The following is a 15,858-nucleotide window of genomic DNA, read 5'->3' as shown; positions in this document are numbered from 1 at the left end:
CCGCCACCGTTATCCATTAGCGCAAGCGGCGGCTGGCATTCAAGGGCTGAAGGCAAAGGTATACCCGGCCGGTAATGTAGGGGCTGTCATAACGCCCTGCCAGGTCGGCTAGCGGTCGCCGCGCGAGGGACCAGCCTGCAGGGCGGCCTTGATCAGGGCCGCCAACTCGTCACCGAAACCGGCCAGCGAGGCGATTTCTTCTACCTCGGCTTCGCGCACGCGCTTTACGCTACCAAAATGCCTCAGCAGCGCCTTTCGCCTGGACGGGCCGACGCCAGTGATGTCGTCGAGTTCGGATCGTAAGCGGCGCTTCGAACGAAGCTTGCGGTGGTAGGTAATCGCAAAACGGTGCGCTTCGTCGCGCAAGCGCTGCAGCAGGAACAAGGCGTTGGAGTTGCGCCTGAGCTTTATCGGGTTAGAGCGCCCGGGCCTGAACACGCGCTCCTCACTGCGCTCGATTTCTTCGGATTGAGCGTCGCTCTTGACCTTGTCCTTGGCCAACGATGCCAGCTCTACCCCCTCGACCCCGAGCTCGCGCAGCACCTCCACGGCCATCGACAGCTGCCCCCTGCCGCCGTCCACCAGCAAGAGGTCGGGCAGGCCGCCCTCGCTGACCCCTCGCACCAGGCGGCGATGCAGCACCTCTTTCATGGCCGCATAGTCATCGTTGCGCTGCACTTCCTTGAGCCGGTAGTGGCGGTAGCCCGACCTGTCGGGCAAGCCTTCGTCAAAAGCCACCATGGAAGCAACAACGTCTTCGCCCGAGACGTGCGAGATATCGAAGCACTCCACTCGCTTGGGGATACTCGACAGCCCCAACCTGTCGCGCAGTTCCTTGAGCATCTTCTCGCGGCGCAGGGACTCGTCGCTGCGTTCAGAAAGCGCGTGCACCGCGTTGCGCACGGCCATCTCTACAAGGCGTTTCTTTTCACCCCGCAACGGTACCAGCACCGACACCTTCCTGCCCAGGCGTGACGAAAGAACGCTGGCCAAGGTGCCGCGACCCTCGACGTCCACGGGCAGCAACACCTCCGCGGGAACATAGCGATCGCCCTCGTAGAAGCGTCCCAGCAGTGAATCGAGGACCTCCTCGTCGGGAAAATCGTGATCGTCAAACTGGTAAGACAGGTGGGCCGACAGTCGTCCCGACCTCACCAGCAACACCTGGGCCTGGACGAATCCACCTTCCCGCGCCAGGCCAAAAACGTCACGATCGCCGCCGCCGTGCACCACTACCTTCTGCTTATCGGCCACGGTCTTGATCGCGGCCGCCCGGTCCCGCAGCCTCGCCGCGTCTTCATACTCCTCGGCGGCAGCGGCCTCGGCCATGCGCCGCTCGATATCGCGCAACAGTCCGTCGGTCTTGCCCTCTAGAAGCTTTACCGCCCCGTCGAGATGAAGCGCGTAGGCTTTCTTGTCCACCTCGTACACGCAGGGGGCCAGGCAACGCTTGATCTGGTACTCGAGGCAGGGACGCGAACGGTTACGAAACACGGTATCCGAGCAGGTGCGCAGCGGAAACACCCTGCGTATGGTAGACAAGGTTTCGTGCACGCCCGACGCCGACGGGTAAGGGCCGAGGTAGGTGCTGCCGTCGCGCTGGATACGCCGCGTCGGAAACAGCCGCGGCCACTCGTCCTTGCTCGTGACCTTGACCGACAGGTAACTCTTGTCGTCCTTCAGGCGTATGTTGTACCGCGGCTTGTACTGCTGGATCAGGTTGGCCTCCAGCATCAGCGCCTCGGCTTCGCCGTCGGTCACGAGGGTCTCGAGGTCGGCGACCTTCTGCATCAGGAAACGCAACTGGTAGCGCCCGTCACCACCCTCGGCGAGGTAGCTGCGCAAGCGTTGGCGAAGGCTGCGCGCCTTGCCGACGTACAGCACCTTGCCCTTGCTGTCCTTGAACAGGTAGACGCCAGGGCCGGTGGGAAGCGTGCCAACCTTTGCCCCCAGCTTCTCCCGCGTGGTAGGGGTTTTTTTGTCCTCGGCGGGTGGGCCGTCAGCCACCGTACCCGAGCTCCTGCTGCTCGAGACGGTTGGCCTTGTCCCTGAGCTCGGCCGCCTTTTCAAAATCCATTCCGGCGGCCGCTTCTTTCATGCGCCGCCTGAGGCTTTCGATCTCGGCGCGAAGTCCGCCGTCGCCATAATCAGCCGACGACTCGGCTACCTCGGGTATCGGGCCGTAGTCGGCCTCGGCCATGCGCACCATCGGATCGTCCACGCCCCGCTCTATGCCCCGGGGTTCGATGCCGTGCTCCTTGTTATATGCCTCCTGCATCTCGCGGCGACGGGCGGTCTCGTCCATCGCCTGCTCCATGGCGCCGGTTATCCTGTCGGCGTACATGATGACCTTGCCGTCTATATGGCGTGCGGCCCTGCCCATGGTTTGTATCAAAGACCTTGCGGAGCGAAGAAAACCTTCCTTATCGGCGTCGAGTATCGCCACCAGCGATACCTCGGGAAGATCCAGCCCCTCCCTGAGCAGGTTGATGCCCACCAGCACGTCGAACACACCGCGCCTCAGATCACGCAGGATCTCCACTCTCTCCAGGGTGACCACGTCCGAGTGCAGGTAGCGCACCTTGATGCCGAGCTCGTCGTAGTACTCGCTCAGGTCCTCGGCCATCTTCTTGGTCAGGGTCGTGACCAGCACCCTCTGGTCGCGTTCGACGCGCAAGCGAACTTCGTCCAGCAGGTCGTCTACCTGGTTGCCGGCCCCCCTCACCTCTACCTCTGGGTCCACCAGGCCGGTAGGACGGACGAGCTGTTCGACCACTACCCCAGCCGACTTCTCGAGCTCGTAGTCACCGGGCGTGGCCGACACGTAGACAAGGGGGCCCATCACGTCACCGAATTCTTCGAAGGTAAGCGGCCGGTTGTCCAGCGCCGACGGTAACCTGAAACCAAAATCAACCAGGGTGTTTTTACGCGACCTGTCCGCACGGTACATGCCGCCTACCTGCGAAACACTGATGTGGCTCTCGTCGAGGAAGGCCACGAAATCATCGGGAAAATAGTGCAACAGGGTGGCCGGCGTCTCCCCGGCATGCCGGCCGGCCAGGTGCCTTGAGTAGTTCTCAATACCGGTGCACACGCCCATCTCTTCGAGCATTTCGATGTCGTAGAGGGTCCGCTGCTCCAGCCGCTGGGCCTCCAGCGCCTTGTCCTCGGCGCGCAGCTCGGTGCCGCGCAGGCCCAGCTCGTTGCGAATGCGTTCGATGGCGACTTTCATGTTTTCCGCGGTGGTCACGTAATGACTGGCCGGGTAAAGTACCAGCCTTTCCAGCTTACGGTTGACCGTGCCTCGCAGCGGGTCGATTTCCTTTATCGATTCTACTTCGTCGTCAAAGAACTCTACGCGCAGGGCGCGGACGTCTTCGTAGACAGGAAATATTTCGACGATATCGCCCCTGACCCTGAAGGTGCCACGGTGGAAGTCGGCGTCATCCCGCTGGTAGTTAATAGCGACAAGCTTACGCATGACCTCGTCACGATTGGCACGCTGCCCTTCCTCGAGAAACAGCAGCATCTTGAAGTAGTCTTCGGGCGTGCCGAGGCCGTATATGCACGACACCGAGGCCACGATGAGCACGTCGCTGCGCTCCAGCAGCGCCCGGGTGGCCGAGTGGCGCATCTTGTCTATCTCGTCGTTGATCGCCGAGTCTTTCTCGATGTAGGTATCGGTGCTCGGTACGTAGGCCTCGGGTTGATAATAGTCGTAGTACGAAACGAAGTAGCGAACCGCGTTGGAGGGAAAGAGTTGCTTGAACTCGCTGTAGAGCTGGGCGGCCAGGGTCTTGTTGGGTGCGAGCACGAGCGCGGGCCTGTTCAGGCGCTCGATGACGTTGGCCATGGTAAAGGTCTTGCCCGAACCGGTGACCCCCAACAGCACCTGGTGCTCCAAGCCCTGCTCTATTCCCGCCACGAGCTCGCGGACGGCGGCGGGCTGATCGCCCTGCAGGCGGAAGTCGGTCTCGAGCTTGAAAGTGCCTTGGTGTCGCAAGAGCGATACTTACACCATCGCCGCTGTCTCGTTAACCCCCGCCCAGGACGTTCGAGCCTAGGGCATGGCGGCTTGGAGCTTCATGATGGCCGGACCGAGAATTACGAGAAACATCGTGGGGAAGATAAACAGCACCAGGGGAAACAGGAGTTTTACCGCCGCCTTGTTGGCGGCTTCCTGGGCCATCTGCTTGCGCCGCGACCGCGACTCGCCGGCAAAAACCCGCAGCGCGTCGGCTATGTTGGTGCCGAGCTTGTCGCTCTGGACCATGAAAGAAGAAAAGGCCTTCAGGTCCTCGGCGTCGTTGCGCCTGCCCAGCTCGAGAAAGGCGTCTTCGCGGCTGCGTCCCGAGGCCAGCTGGTAGTTCATCAACGAAAGTTCACGGCCCAGGACATCATCGGGATCGCGGGAGCGCTCGTCGCCCACCCGCTTCATGGCCGCGTTCAGGCCCAGCCCCGCCTCGACACAGAGCACGAACATATCGACCACGTCGGGCAAGGTCCGGGTTATTAACAGCCTGCGCTTGTTTGCACGAGAGCCGACCACGAAGCGCGGGATGAAGTAACCGAGCAAGCCGCCGCAGGCACCGTACTGGGCGGCCTGGCTTAGCTCGCCACCGCTTACGAGCGCCCCGATAGCGGCGATGAACGCCAGCGACAGGGCCAGTCCCATTCTCGCGCCGGCGTAGAGGGCCACCGCTCGAGGACCGCGCCAACCCGCCGCAGAAAGCAACTTCTCGCTGTCACTGTTGTCTTTCGTAGTCGCAGCAGCGTCTGCCGGAGCGCCGAAGGTGTCTGCCACCCACGCACCCACGTCGGAGAGCAAGCGGGATACGAAGCTCTGCTGCTCTTCATCATCTAGCACGGAGACGCCTTCGGCCGGCAGCGCCACCGCGAGCCTGCGTTGCATGTCTCTCCTGCTACGTAGAGCCAGGACCACGCCGGAAAAAAATAAGCCACCGCCAAGCGCCGCACCCAGGGATATCAACAACGGGGTCATGCGCTGCCCTCAGAAGTTGACACGACTGACCTTCCTTATGGCTAAGAAACCCAGGGTCTCGAGCACCGCGGCGAGCCCGAGCAGCTTGTGCCCGGTCTCGGTAGCGAGCAAGGGCTCCAGGTAGTCGGGCTGCATCACGCTTATGATGGCCACCAGGGCGATGGGCAACACGCCAACCACGATACCCGATATGCGTCCCTCGGCGGTGAGCGACTTTACCTCGCCCTCCATCCGGAAGCGCTCTCGTATCGTCTCGCTTACGTTTTCAAGCAACTCGGTGAGGCTGCCCCCCACCTCGAACTGAATGAGCACCGCGGTTATAAAAATATCGAGGTTGTTGTTCTCGATCCTGCGACGGAGGTTGTTCATGGCCTGGGACAGGGGTACCCCGAGGCGCATTTCCTCGACCGTGTCGCGGAACTCCTCGCCCACCGGGGCTTCCATTTCCTCGGCGATCACCTGCATCGCTTTATTCAGAGTGTAGCCCGCCTGAAGCGAGTTTTTCATCATCGTCAGCGCGTCGGGAAGCTGCCTGTCGAAAGCGGCAAAACGGCGTTTTCGCTGCATGAGCAGTATCATCACCGGCGAACCGGCCAAGGCCGCGCCCACCCCGACACCAAGCAGCGTGGAGCCAACGGTCAACTGCATCGAGACCACGCCGGTGAGCCCCATGAGCACGCTGCGCAGGAGCACGTCGTCGGCCCGCACCTTCCATCGAGCCTGTACCAGCCAGCGCTCGAGCACCCGCACGAGCGATATTCGTTCGAGTAGCTCGTTGATAAAACTCACTTCGCTCAATCGCGCGTCGCGAAGGATACTGCGACGACTATCTTCGTTAAGCGACAGCACCGGGTCGGCCCGCAACCTGTCGAGCACTGCCTCCCGCTGGGTCGCGCGTCGCAAGCGCACCATAATGCCGGCCGACATCAAGGCCACCGACAACGAAAGCCCGAAAGCTATGAGGACGGGTTGCACGATATCTTCCTCGACGCAAAAAACTCGGGCTCAAACGAATAGCCGAATGCTTCCAGCTTATCGATGCAACGCGGGCGTATGCCGTCGCAGTTGAAATGACCTTCGACCTTACCGTCGTCGTCTAGACCTGTGACGACATGCCCGAAGATATCCTGCGTGGTCACCACGTCGCCTTCCATGCCCACGACCTCGGTTATGCGCGTGACCTTGCGGCTACCGTCGCGCATGCGCGCTTGCTGCACTACCAGGTCGACGGCCGAACTTATCTGTTGGCGCATGGCCTTCACCGGCAGTTCGACACCGGCCATGAGTATCATCATCTCGAGCCTCGTCAGGCAGTCCCTCGGCGTGTTGGCGTGCAGCGTTGTTATCGACCCATCGTGACCGGTGTTCATGGCCTGCAGCATGTCGAGAGCTTCGCCACCGCGGACCTCGCCGACAACAATGCGATCGGGGCGCATCCTGAGAGTGTTTCGCACGAGATCTCTCGCCGTCACCTGGCCCTTGCCCTCGAGATTGGCAGGCCGCGTTTCGAGCCTGACAACGTGGGGTTGCTGCAACTGCAGCTCGGCCGCGTCTTCTATGGTAACCACCCTCTCGTCTTCGGGAATGAACGACGAAAGGCAGTTGAGGAGCGTGGTCTTACCCGAACCCGTGCCTCCCGAAACGATGACGTTCAGGCGTGAGCACACGACCGCCTCGAGGAACACGGCCATCTCCGCTGTCATCGAGCCGAACGAGACCAGGTCGTCGATCTTGTAGGGGTCGTCGCCGAAACGACGTATCGAAAGTGACGGCCCGTCGAGCGCCACCGGGGGTATGACCGCGTTAACACGTGAACCATCGGGCAAGCGAGCGTCGACCATGGGAGAAGAGCTATCGATGCGGCGCCCTACCTGGGAAACGATACGATCGATGATCTGAATCAGGTGCTCGTCGTCCCTGAAACGAACCCCCGTGAGCGACAACTTCCCGGCCCGTTCCACGTAAACGTTGCTGGACGAGTTAACCAGTATGTCGGACACCGTCGGGTCACGGATCAGCTCGTCGAGGGGGCCGAAGCCGAGCACCTCGCTGGCGGTTTCGTCTATGACGCGCTGGCGGTCGGTGCGCGACAGGGGGACACCGTAGCCATCGAGCAACTCGGCGATTAGGCCTCTTATCTCTTCACCGACGACCGACTGCTCCACCTTGCCCACTGCCGCGAGATCGAGGCGTTCGATGAGGTCGGTGTGTAATCTCAGCTTGAGATCTGCGTTCGCGGCCAACCCACTACCGGCCGCAGCAGGGTCAGGCGATTGGCCTGTCGAAGCGGGCTTCCTTGAGGTGGGGGCCTGGCGCTCGGGCGCCGGTTTACTTGAAGCAGCGGGATCGGCGGCGGGAGCCTTCTGCCCCCCGGCCTGGGCAAGAGCCCTGGCAACCTTGCCGGTCACTTCACCGGTGGCGGGTTTTTCTACCTGCCCGACCCTGGCGCCATTACTATCCGGGGACGCGGGGCTTTCCGGCCGCCGGCGGTCCTGTATACGATCGAGCATTCCCACTAGCTGGCACCCCCTGCAGGCGTGAACCTGGAGAATAATCCTCGTCGCTGCGGCGGCTGCACAACAGCAGCCGGGCCCGCCAGTCGCGCCGCTATAGCGCGTATTGCGACCGCCAGCTTGCTGTCCTCATCGGCGGCGAACACCGATCTGCCCTGGCCCAGGGCGCTGGCGGCAACGACGGGGTCGGCGGGCAGGCAGCCGCTCACCGGCAGCCTGCTCACGTCGGCGATGTCATCGTCGGTCACCTCCCCCGCCGCGGCTGCGCCGGCGACCACGAGCTTAATGTTATCGGGCGTCAATCCCACCCTCTTCAGTGTCCCGCACACCCTCTGCAGCGCCCGGATGGCGGGGATGGTGTTTCCCGTCAAGAGATACAAGGGCTCGGCTGCCTCGAGGGCGGGAAGCACGACATCGTTGAGCACCGGCGGAGTATCAACCACCACGTAGTCATACTGGGCCTTGAGCGCCTTGAGGACCGCGGCGACGTCGGAACCCGAAAGAGATTCGGAATCCTCCAGCATCGGGGGCGCGGGTAGCACGGCTACCCCGCTCGAGTGTTGGTAGAGCGTGGCCTGCAGGAACACGGGGTCAAGGTTGTCCACGTTTTCTACGAGGTCGAGGATCGAATAGGGGTGCCTGAAATTGAGAAAAGCTGGCACTTCGCCGTTCTGCAGGTCGAGGTCAACGAGCGCGACGCGTGCCCCGGTCTGCTGCTTGAGCGAAACCGCGAGATTTATGGCCAGGGTCGTCACGCCGACACCGCCCCTCGGCGAGAACACCGTCACCAGCTTGTGACAACCTCCGCCCGGACGTTTTCGGCGCACCTCGACCAGGCGCACCATGTGCTTAAGAAGGTCCGCAGTTCCCGCGTCAGCGGCCACCACGTCGGCGGCCCCGGCCCTTATAGAACTTACGACGAGGTCGGTACCGGGTTTCTCCGACACGACGAACACCGCGAGGTCCGGCTGCGAGGCCATGAGCCGTCCGACGAGCTTGAGCCCCTCGTCCTCGATTCCGTCGAGGTAGACAAACGCGGCCTGGACGTCTTCAAGACCACCGCGCGCGAGCACTTGCTCGTAAGAATTTGAGCATACCTCTACGTCGAATCCGGGCAAGGATTCCAACACCGACCTCAAGGCCGAATCGTCCTGCCCTCTAAAGGCTGTAAGTGTTCGGATACTATCCCGTTTCATCGCCGGTTTCCGTATTCCTCAGCGAAGCTGGGATCCCTCGGTCTTTTTGCGGATGAAGTCCACGGCTCCGTCTCCTTGAGAGGCGGTCGCCGAGGCATCGAAGCCACCGGAACCGAGCAGTACGGGCTTTACCACCATGATCAGCTCGGTTTCAAACTTTTCTTTCTCGCTGCGCCTGAAAAGCGCACCTAGTATCGGCACGCTTCCGAGGACGGGCACCTTCGAGGTGAAGTCCCGCTCTGTGGTCTTGAGCAAACCGGCAATTACCAGGCTACGGCCACTCGTAAGACTCACGCTCGTCTGCGCTCGGCGACTGACAAAGGCTGGTACGGTAAAGCCGAACAGCTCGACCCCCTGCGAAAAATCAGGCTCACTGACTTCCGCGAAAACGTCGAGCTCTATGGTGCCGTCTATGGCCACGACGGGAACGAAATCGACCTTCACCCCGAACTCCTTGTAAGAGACCGATGTCTGCTGGTCTTCGCTGATAAGAATGGGAATCTCGCCGCCGGAAAGGAAGCTGGCTTTCTCGCCGCTACGCGCGAGGAGTTTGGGCTCGGCCAGTATACGGGCAACGTTGTCGTCATTGGTCGCCTTGATGAAACCGGCTATGTCGTTGCTGAAATCCACGACCGCCAACGAAAGACCGGATCCCAGGCTCACGGGGAACGGAGGCTGGTTGGCCTGAGGCGCGTGCTGTCCAAACACCGGGGCTACGCCGCCGGCCTGGCTCAGGGCACCGAACTGTCCCCCCATGGCGCGAATGTCTATGCCGCGCTTCTCGAGCTCGGCCTTGTTGACCTCGGCTACCGTGATTTCGAGCATCACCTGCTCGCGGGCCTGCTCGGTTACGACGATATTGTAAATGCTGTAGTTGCCCTTATCGCTCCATGCAACGAGGCTGGTCTCGCCGGCCGAAATGCCGTTTACCAGCAACTGCTCGGGCGTAGCTATCACGACGTCGGCGACGTCCTTGTTAGCCACCGCTACACGCTTGGCGCGGTCCTTGAAGTCCAGTACCACGGTCTTACCGGCCATGACGTGAAGCACCTTGTCCCCCTCGTCGTTACGATAGGCTGCCTTCACAGGTGAAACCCTGCTCACCAGGGCCGCGTCGCCGGCTGAAACCGGGGCCCCGCTTGTCAGCAGCAGCGCCGCCGACACCAGGACCGAAACGGAAAGCCGTAACAACGAGTTCTGTTTTTCTTCTTGCTTCTGCATGACCATCCCGCCTCCTCAGAAAATGTAATTCTCTACCGAGCTGCCACGAATCACTTCAACCGTGTGGCGGTTACCCGATGAACCGCCCAGCACCTCGCTCACTGTCCTGCCCGAGGTAACTACCCCGTCGCCGTCCTTGTCGTTACGCAGGACGAAGTAGAGACTGCCCTCGTGAACCGCCAGCGTCAGGGTTTCTGCCTGCCGCGGGGTGACGTCGAGGGTGATCGTCTTTACCGTCACCGGCTTGTTGTCCACCTGCTCGACCTCCTGGTCGATGGCCAACACCCTGACGTCCTGCAGGATGACTTTTGACCTCGCTTCGAGCTCTTCGCGTCGCCCTATCGTTACGAGCACATCCACGCGGCTGTTCGGGGCCACGAAACCGGAAATACCGGTAACTTCATTCACCCGAACCGAGATCGCGCGCCTGCCGGGCTGCACGAGCATTGAAAGGAGACTGGTACTGCGGTTGCGCGACAATCGAGCATCGGTAACGGGTTCGTTAGCCATGATGGAAACCCTCGCTACCTTGCCGACAAGCTTGCTGGGATCATGGTAGGTCCCCTCGGGTACCGAGTGGGCCGGCCAGTCGACGACCTTCAGGTGCCTCGGCTCTACCAGTTGGCCCCTGCCCACCGTCTGCGCGGCAACCACCACGCTCCTGTGTTGCAACACCGGCGCATCAAGTGAGCCGGCCTGGCCGTCGAGCCATGAAAAAGTCATAAGGCCGGCAAGCGCTGCGAACAGCACTCCAGCCACTACCAGGACAAAGGGCCTAGCCATGTTTCTATCCTCCACGTTGCATGAACCAGCGTCCCGGCCATGCCCACTGCCAACATCAATCCGTAGGGCATGGTGCGCGTGCCCTCTCCAGCCTTGAGAGTCCCTGGCCTCTGCCCGGAGGCGATCATGTTGAGATCAGCCCAGAGCCCGATCATTACGGCCTTGGCCTTGCCACTGCACAGTATCGACCCGGCGCCCACGGCGCCTGCCAGGACCACGCCAGCGCCCAGCCCGATGCACAACAGCCCGGCCCCGAGAAAGGAACCCGCGGCCGCTGCAAACTTGACGTCGCCGCCGCCAACCATTCCCGCCGCGAAGGGCACGAACAGCAAGCCGAGACCGGCGGTCATACCGCCCAGCGACATACCGAGACCCTCCACGCCGCCGGTCACGAAGTGCAACCAGGCGCCGAGCAGGGCCGCGCAAAGATTAAGCTTGTTGGAAATCCTGCGCGCCCTCAGGTCACTGGCCGCAGCCAGGAACATGAAAATCAGCGCGGGAACCGCAACAAGTGTATTAAGAGAGTATTCCACGTCTTGTCACCTTGCGGTGAGCATAAGCTAAACCGGGTACCGTCGGTGAGACGGCACCCGGCTCAACTTGACCCAACCACTTCAGCTGGCGGTGGACAGCGTCGTAGTAGCGTCGTTAAAGATCGATATGATCTGGTCGCGAAGCGCGGTGATCGCACCAATCGTCGCAACGGCTATGAGAGCCATCAGCAACGCGTATTCGGCCATCGAAGCGCCTTGCTCGTCTTTCCACAGTGCCTTGATAAGTTCCATTTTCTCTTTCCTCCTGGGTTTCGTTTGTTAACAGGGCTTGATGCCCGTCTGTTCCCGGTGGTAAACAGCAATCTCTGTGCCACCGGAGAATTTATTGCCAGGGCTCGTTTTTCCGCGCTTTACTGCCGTCGCTGCGCCAGCCACGCCCGTTGAACGGACATTGTTGGACTTGTAGCGGCACATTTTTGCCACTTGCTGCCCTGGGCATTGCGGTGTCACGATCCTGCCTCAGAACTGGTCTAATGAACTGAAGAGCGTAAGTATCTGGTCACTGAAAGCGGTGACCGCACCCACGGTACCAAGGGCAATCATTGCCAACAGCAACGCGTACTCGGTCATGGATGCTCCCTGCTCATCGTCCCTTAGCCGTTTCAGTATTTTTGTCATCGTTCTTTCTCCTCGCCTTTGTCTGCCCCTAGGGCTCGCAGTAGTGAGCAAACGGCGTGCCATTAACGAACAGGCTGATCATGCAGAACTGCAACTCGCAGGTGGCCAGGCGCAGGATTGTCGGTGGACGCTATCGAACACCCGCGTACAAACCCGCAGGAAAAGCGGGTGACCGAAGAGGCGCCGTGGCACACTTCTTGGTTTCAAAAGGACATGAGATCGACGCGTTCCACATCCACTGTGCGTGCCCCTATTACCGGTGCCGAGTTGCTCGGAAGCTCACACGATACGGTGTTTCTCGTCACGGAACTGGCCGATGCCATACGGCGCGGCGTGACCTATTTCAGCCTCAAGGGCAGAGCCCTGGCAGACCTGGACGCTGTTGTCCTGGCATTGGTCAACGACGGCGAGATTGTGTTCGAGGACGACGGGGCCGAAGAACCGGTCCGTCACTGAGCCAAAACTCTTATCAGCGAGCCTGCCCGGCTTCGTTTTCGCGCGCCGCAGGCGGGTCACCGGTCACGTAGCCCAGGCTTCGCAGTTGTTCCCAGGTGGACTTGTCTACCGGTTGATCGTTACCCGGTCGCTGCAGGTCTTCGTAGCTGGCAACTTTCAGCCGTCCTCCACCGAGAGAATCGACCACGGGCGGGAATATCTTGCCCACCATGTCTGCCGCTCCGGGCAATCCCAGTAAGTAAAGCAGCGTGGGTGCCACGTCTTCGATGTTAGTTTCGGGCCCGTCACCCGGCTCGATTCCCGGACCCGCGACCAGGTAGATTCCGTCAAAATCGTGCGTGCCGATGAGCAGGCTGCGGTTCTTGCTCGACTTGAATCCGTGGTCTGAAACCACCACCACGTAGACGTCGTCATCGATTTCGGCGAGCAATCTCCCCAACTGCCGGTCGGTCTCGCGGTAGGCATCGGGCACCGCCTCCCCGTAACGGCGCGCCTTTTCAGCATCCATGCCCTCGTAGTCGTCCGGGCGCATGTAGGCCCAGTATGGGTGAGACACCCGGTCCACGAGCGTATGCACGTATATAAACAGCTGCCAGTCGTCGGCAATCGAAAGACCCGCCGCCCCGCTTTGCAGCCGCGAGACCTGGGCGAGATGCTCGGCCAGGAAAGTGGGGGTGTCAGGTTCGGCGTGGCGGCTCCAGCCTGGCCCTTCGGGAATGTAAGCCTGCCCCAGTTCGGCCCTGAGCTCCTCCGCCAGTTCTTCGGGCCAGGTAACTACCAGGCCCGCGTCTGACCTGTAAAACGGTGTAGCGTAGATCCTGTCGGGCGCCAGCTTGCGCACGCGCATCCGCCCCTTGAGCGCTGGCTTGCGCAGCGCGCCAACGTCGAACCAGTCGCTCCACTGCCCCGGCTCCAAGCCGCGGGCGGCCCCGCGGATGGCCGTCTCGTTGTCCTCGAAGATCCGGTTGCCGTCGGAGGGATCGGCCAGCGAAAGATCGTAAACCTCGCCGGTGCTGCCGCCTATCGTCGAACCGCTCAGTGGAAAACCGGAAGCCATGCGTCCGTTGACCTGCTCGGGCGGCCATGACCCGGGCACGTTGTACACGTGGCTGCGAAGCCCTGCGTCACTGGCTATGTTCCACGTTGCCTTGACCTTGCGGTGAGTAGAGTGGGAGGTTTTCCAGTTCAGGACGCCGTGCTCGGCGGGCAGCTTGCCGGTGAACATGGTTGACCACACCACCGGCGAAATTACCGGCGGGCGAGTCTTGAGAATCCCGTGAACCCCGTGCCGGTAGAGGCCTGCCAGGGCCGGTAGTTCGCCCGCTTCGATCATGGGCACGATCACGTCCCAGGTGCCGCCGTCCACGCCAAGCACGAGCACACGGCCCTGGGCCAGCGTCCCGGCGCGTTGCCCGGGCAGGGCCAGCACGCCCAGTACCAGCAGCGCGGCCAGTACAATTACCGGTGTAGATCGTTTCACCTTTCGTTTTTCTCCCTGGGCCGACCCAAGTTGCCACGAAGCACGGGGCCCGCAGAATTTTTCGTTTCCAGCCCCAGGCCCCCGGTCGGCGATTCAGCGCCGGCGGAATAGACCCGCCCGCGCAGACTGCCTATCATAGCCACTGCATGACCCTTTCTCTATTCCCACGGCTGCTTCGCGTCGGCCTCGGCACCCTGCTGGCCCTGCTCGCGTCCTGCAGCGAACGCCCGGGCACCGGCCCGGGCACTACCCTCTCCACCGCGGCCTGCCCCGGCTGCAATGTCGTGCTGGTTTCCATGGACACGGTACGGGCCGACCACCTGGGCTGCTACGGTTACTCCCGTGACACCTCACCCTCGGTGGATCAACTCGCCGCTAAATCAGCGCTTTTTGAGCAAGCCGTGAGCCAGTCACCGTGGACGCTACCCGCCCACGGCTCGATAATGACCGGCCTGCAACCGCGCGTGCTCGGGGTGGTACGCTATCCCGCCATGCGGCGGCTACCTCAGTCGGCGCGCATGCTGGCCGAAGAATTCAAAGACGCCGGGTACGCGACCGGGGCCTTCACCGGGGGCGGATTTGTGTCGGCCCACTTCGGGTTTGCCCGTGGTTTTGACGTCTACCAGGCCGACGGTCGGCGCTTTGAACACAACATGGACGGCGCTCTCGACTGGCTGCGTCTCAACCAGGATCGGCCTTTTTTCCTGTTCCTGCACGGCTACAACGCCCATCGTCCCTACTATTCCACTTCGGCTGATCGCCAGGCACTCGGCCTCGGCAACGTCTCGCGAAGAGAATCGAAAGGCTTTTGCGGTCGCGATAAACGCGAGCGGCCGGCCAACCTGGACGCCATTGTATCGCTCTACGACGCGTCTGTGCGCGGCGGCGACCGCCACGTGGGCCGTTTCCTGGACGAGCTGGACAAACTCGGCCTCGCCGACAAGACCGTGGTGCTGGTGACCTCGGATCACGGCGAAGAATTCTTTGAACACGGCAACTGCGACCACGTGCGTTTTGTTTACGCCGAGGTCGTCAACGTGCCCTGGGTGCTCCGCGTACCCGGGCTCACCGATCACGGACCACGGATAAAAAAACCCGTACCCGCGTCGATAAGCGTGCCGTCCACCCTGCTCGAGCTGGTCGGAGTAGAGCACTCGATGCCAGGACCGTCGCTCGTGGGGCTGCTGGGTGCAGGCGCGGTCGCCACCGCTTCGAACTGGTCGACCGAGACCCCGATATACAGCGAAGCCGGTACGGCGGCCGGCAAACTAGGTAGCCGGGGAGCGGTCATCGCCGAAAGGCGCGGCTCGCAGAAGCTCGTGCGCTACACCGACGAAGACAGCAACGAGGCCTACGATCTCGGCGTTGATCCCGGAGAACTCAACGCCCTTCCGAGCCGCCACGGCGTATACTCCTGGGCGGCGGGGCTGGACGAATGGGCCGAGGCCAACCAGCTGATCAATCGCAAAGGGCCGGGCCGCGGTAACAAAGCTGCCGAAAGCGACGGTGAAGGCAGCGACGATATTCCCGAAGAGCTCAAGCAGAAGCTACGCGATCTTGGCTACGTAGACCCCTGAGCTTAACCCGCTACCACCCCCCGCTCGGTCGCTTTGCCGTGATATCTTTTTTGCCCGCTCGCCATGGCTGGGCTATACAATGGGATTCGCCCAACGATCCCCGGTAGCTCAGTTGGTAGAGCAGGTGACTGTTAATCACCTTGTCGCTGGTTCGAGTCCGGCCCGGGGAGCCACTCTTTTTCTACACGGACTTTTTTGGATCGCGCAGTCACCATACTGATGGTCGGCGGTGCGCGGTTTTTCCAGTAGTGGGCGAAAACTAAGCTGAGGCCTTACGCTGCCTCGCAATCCCAGCTTCGAAATCCGTTAGGCCGAGTTTTAGGACACTACGGGACCGTCTGCTTTCGGAACCTCTGACCTCGGAACAAGCGCAACACCCGCTCTTCAGCCTACTGCGAAAGAGCCCGGCGAAGCTCTTCCAAGTTTCGGAGACATTCCCGCGCTTGGTTCCAACTCAA

At 61.8% G+C, this 15,858-nt stretch carries 14 protein-coding genes and 1 tRNA gene; 3 read left to right on the top strand and 12 right to left on the bottom strand.

What is annotated here, in order from left to right; translation table 11 throughout:
• Positions 1-108 precede the first annotated feature (108 nt).
• From uvrC to EYQ35_10025, 11 genes are all read right to left on the bottom strand, one after another.
• Positions 109-2,073, bottom strand: a complete 1,965-nt coding sequence (uvrC, locus tag EYQ35_10075; GenBank protein HIF64481.1) for an excinuclease ABC subunit UvrC — start codon at positions 2,071-2,073, stop codon at positions 109-111.
• A complete protein-coding gene (uvrB, locus tag EYQ35_10070) occupies positions 2,000-4,003 on the bottom strand; it encodes an excinuclease ABC subunit UvrB (protein ID HIF64480.1) in 2,004 nt (667 codons plus the stop codon). The genes uvrC and uvrB overlap by 74 nt, the downstream gene beginning before the upstream one ends.
• A gap of 57 nt (positions 4,004-4,060) precedes the next feature.
• Positions 4,061-5,002 carry a type II secretion system F family protein gene (locus EYQ35_10065; GenBank protein HIF64479.1) on the bottom strand — a complete coding sequence of 314 codons (942 nt, stop codon included), beginning with the start codon at positions 5,000-5,002 and terminating at the stop codon, positions 4,061-4,063.
• Between the two features lie 9 nt (positions 5,003-5,011).
• A complete protein-coding gene (locus EYQ35_10060) occupies positions 5,012-5,977 on the bottom strand; it encodes a secretion system protein (GenBank protein HIF64478.1) in 966 nt (321 codons plus the stop codon).
• On the bottom strand, positions 5,959-7,512 hold the full coding sequence (locus EYQ35_10055) for a CpaF family protein (GenBank protein ID HIF64477.1): 1,554 nt from the start codon (positions 7,510-7,512) through the stop codon (positions 5,959-5,961). The genes EYQ35_10060 and EYQ35_10055 overlap by 19 nt, the downstream gene beginning before the upstream one ends.
• A gap of 5 nt (positions 7,513-7,517) precedes the next feature.
• Complete coding sequence (locus EYQ35_10050) at positions 7,518-8,711, bottom strand: hypothetical protein (protein ID HIF64476.1); 1,194 nt, start codon at positions 8,709-8,711, stop codon at positions 7,518-7,520.
• A gap of 18 nt (positions 8,712-8,729) precedes the next feature.
• Positions 8,730-9,938, bottom strand: a complete 1,209-nt coding sequence (locus tag EYQ35_10045; protein ID HIF64475.1) for a hypothetical protein — start codon at positions 9,936-9,938, stop codon at positions 8,730-8,732.
• A gap of 9 nt (positions 9,939-9,947) precedes the next feature.
• A complete protein-coding gene (cpaB, locus tag EYQ35_10040; GenBank protein ID HIF64474.1) occupies positions 9,948-10,715 on the bottom strand; it encodes a Flp pilus assembly protein CpaB in 768 nt (255 codons plus the stop codon).
• On the bottom strand, positions 10,691-11,248 hold the full coding sequence (locus tag EYQ35_10035) for a prepilin peptidase (GenBank protein ID HIF64473.1): 558 nt from the start codon (positions 11,246-11,248) through the stop codon (positions 10,691-10,693). Before EYQ35_10035 ends, cpaB begins: the two co-directional genes overlap by 25 nt.
• 81 nt (positions 11,249-11,329) lie before the next feature.
• Positions 11,330-11,500: a Flp family type IVb pilin gene (locus tag EYQ35_10030; GenBank protein ID HIF64472.1), complete on the bottom strand. Its 171-nt coding sequence runs from the start codon at positions 11,498-11,500 to the stop codon at positions 11,330-11,332.
• A 228-nt stretch (positions 11,501-11,728) separates the two neighbouring features.
• Positions 11,729-11,950, bottom strand: a complete 222-nt coding sequence (locus EYQ35_10025; protein HIF64471.1) for a Flp family type IVb pilin — start codon at positions 11,948-11,950, stop codon at positions 11,729-11,731.
• A gap of 150 nt (positions 11,951-12,100) precedes the next feature.
• Here EYQ35_10025 and EYQ35_10020 point away from each other — a divergent pair, with 150 nt between their 5' ends.
• Entirely contained in the window at positions 12,101-12,343 is a 243-nt protein-coding gene (locus tag EYQ35_10020) for a hypothetical protein (protein HIF64470.1), read from the top strand.
• Between the two features lie 13 nt (positions 12,344-12,356).
• Here the strand turns inward: EYQ35_10020 and EYQ35_10015 are convergent, their stop codons facing one another.
• A complete protein-coding gene (locus EYQ35_10015; protein ID HIF64469.1) occupies positions 12,357-13,916 on the bottom strand; it encodes a hypothetical protein in 1,560 nt (519 codons plus the stop codon).
• A gap of 53 nt (positions 13,917-13,969) precedes the next feature.
• Between EYQ35_10015 and EYQ35_10010 the strand changes: the two genes are divergently transcribed.
• Positions 13,970-15,400 carry a hypothetical protein gene (locus tag EYQ35_10010; protein ID HIF64468.1) on the top strand — a complete coding sequence of 477 codons (1,431 nt, stop codon included), beginning with the start codon at positions 13,970-13,972 and terminating at the stop codon, positions 15,398-15,400.
• Positions 15,401-15,497: 97 nt separating this feature from the next.
• Positions 15,498-15,573: transfer RNA gene (locus EYQ35_10005), tRNA-Asn, on the top strand.
• The last annotated feature ends 285 nt before the right edge of the window (positions 15,574-15,858 follow it).

Source organism: Candidatus Binatota bacterium (assembly GCA_012960245.1).
Classification (GTDB): domain Bacteria; phylum Desulfobacterota; class Binatia; order UBA1149; family UBA1149; genus UBA1149.
Note: the sequence above shows the minus strand (reverse complement) of the source record. Positions and strands in the feature narration are given on the sequence as shown.

Bases quoted from the DNA above. Each gene is read 5' to 3' on its own strand.
- EYQ35_10045 (HIF64475.1), bottom strand. From the start codon at position 9,938: ATGGTCATGCAGAAGCAAGAAGAAAAACAGAACTCGTTGTTACGGCTT.
- EYQ35_10055 (HIF64477.1), bottom strand. From the start codon at position 7,512: ATGCTCGATCGTATACAGGACCGCCGGCGGCCGGAAAGCCCCGCGTCC.
- cpaB (HIF64474.1), bottom strand. From the start codon at position 10,715: ATGGCTAGGCCCTTTGTCCTGGTAGTGGCTGGAGTGCTGTTCGCAGCG.
- EYQ35_10065 (HIF64479.1), bottom strand. From the start codon at position 5,002: ATGACCCCGTTGTTGATATCCCTGGGTGCGGCGCTTGGCGGTGGCTTA.
- EYQ35_10030 (HIF64472.1), bottom strand. From the start codon at position 11,500: ATGGAACTTATCAAGGCACTGTGGAAAGACGAGCAAGGCGCTTCGATG.
- EYQ35_10050 (HIF64476.1), bottom strand. From the start codon at position 8,711: ATGAAACGGGATAGTATCCGAACACTTACAGCCTTTAGAGGGCAGGAC.
- EYQ35_10025 (HIF64471.1), bottom strand. From the start codon at position 11,950: ATGGCACGCCGTTTGCTCACTACTGCGAGCCCTAGGGGCAGACAAAGG.
- EYQ35_10020 (HIF64470.1), top strand. From the start codon at position 12,101: ATGAGATCGACGCGTTCCACATCCACTGTGCGTGCCCCTATTACCGGT.
- EYQ35_10010 (HIF64468.1), top strand. From the start codon at position 13,970: ATGACCCTTTCTCTATTCCCACGGCTGCTTCGCGTCGGCCTCGGCACC.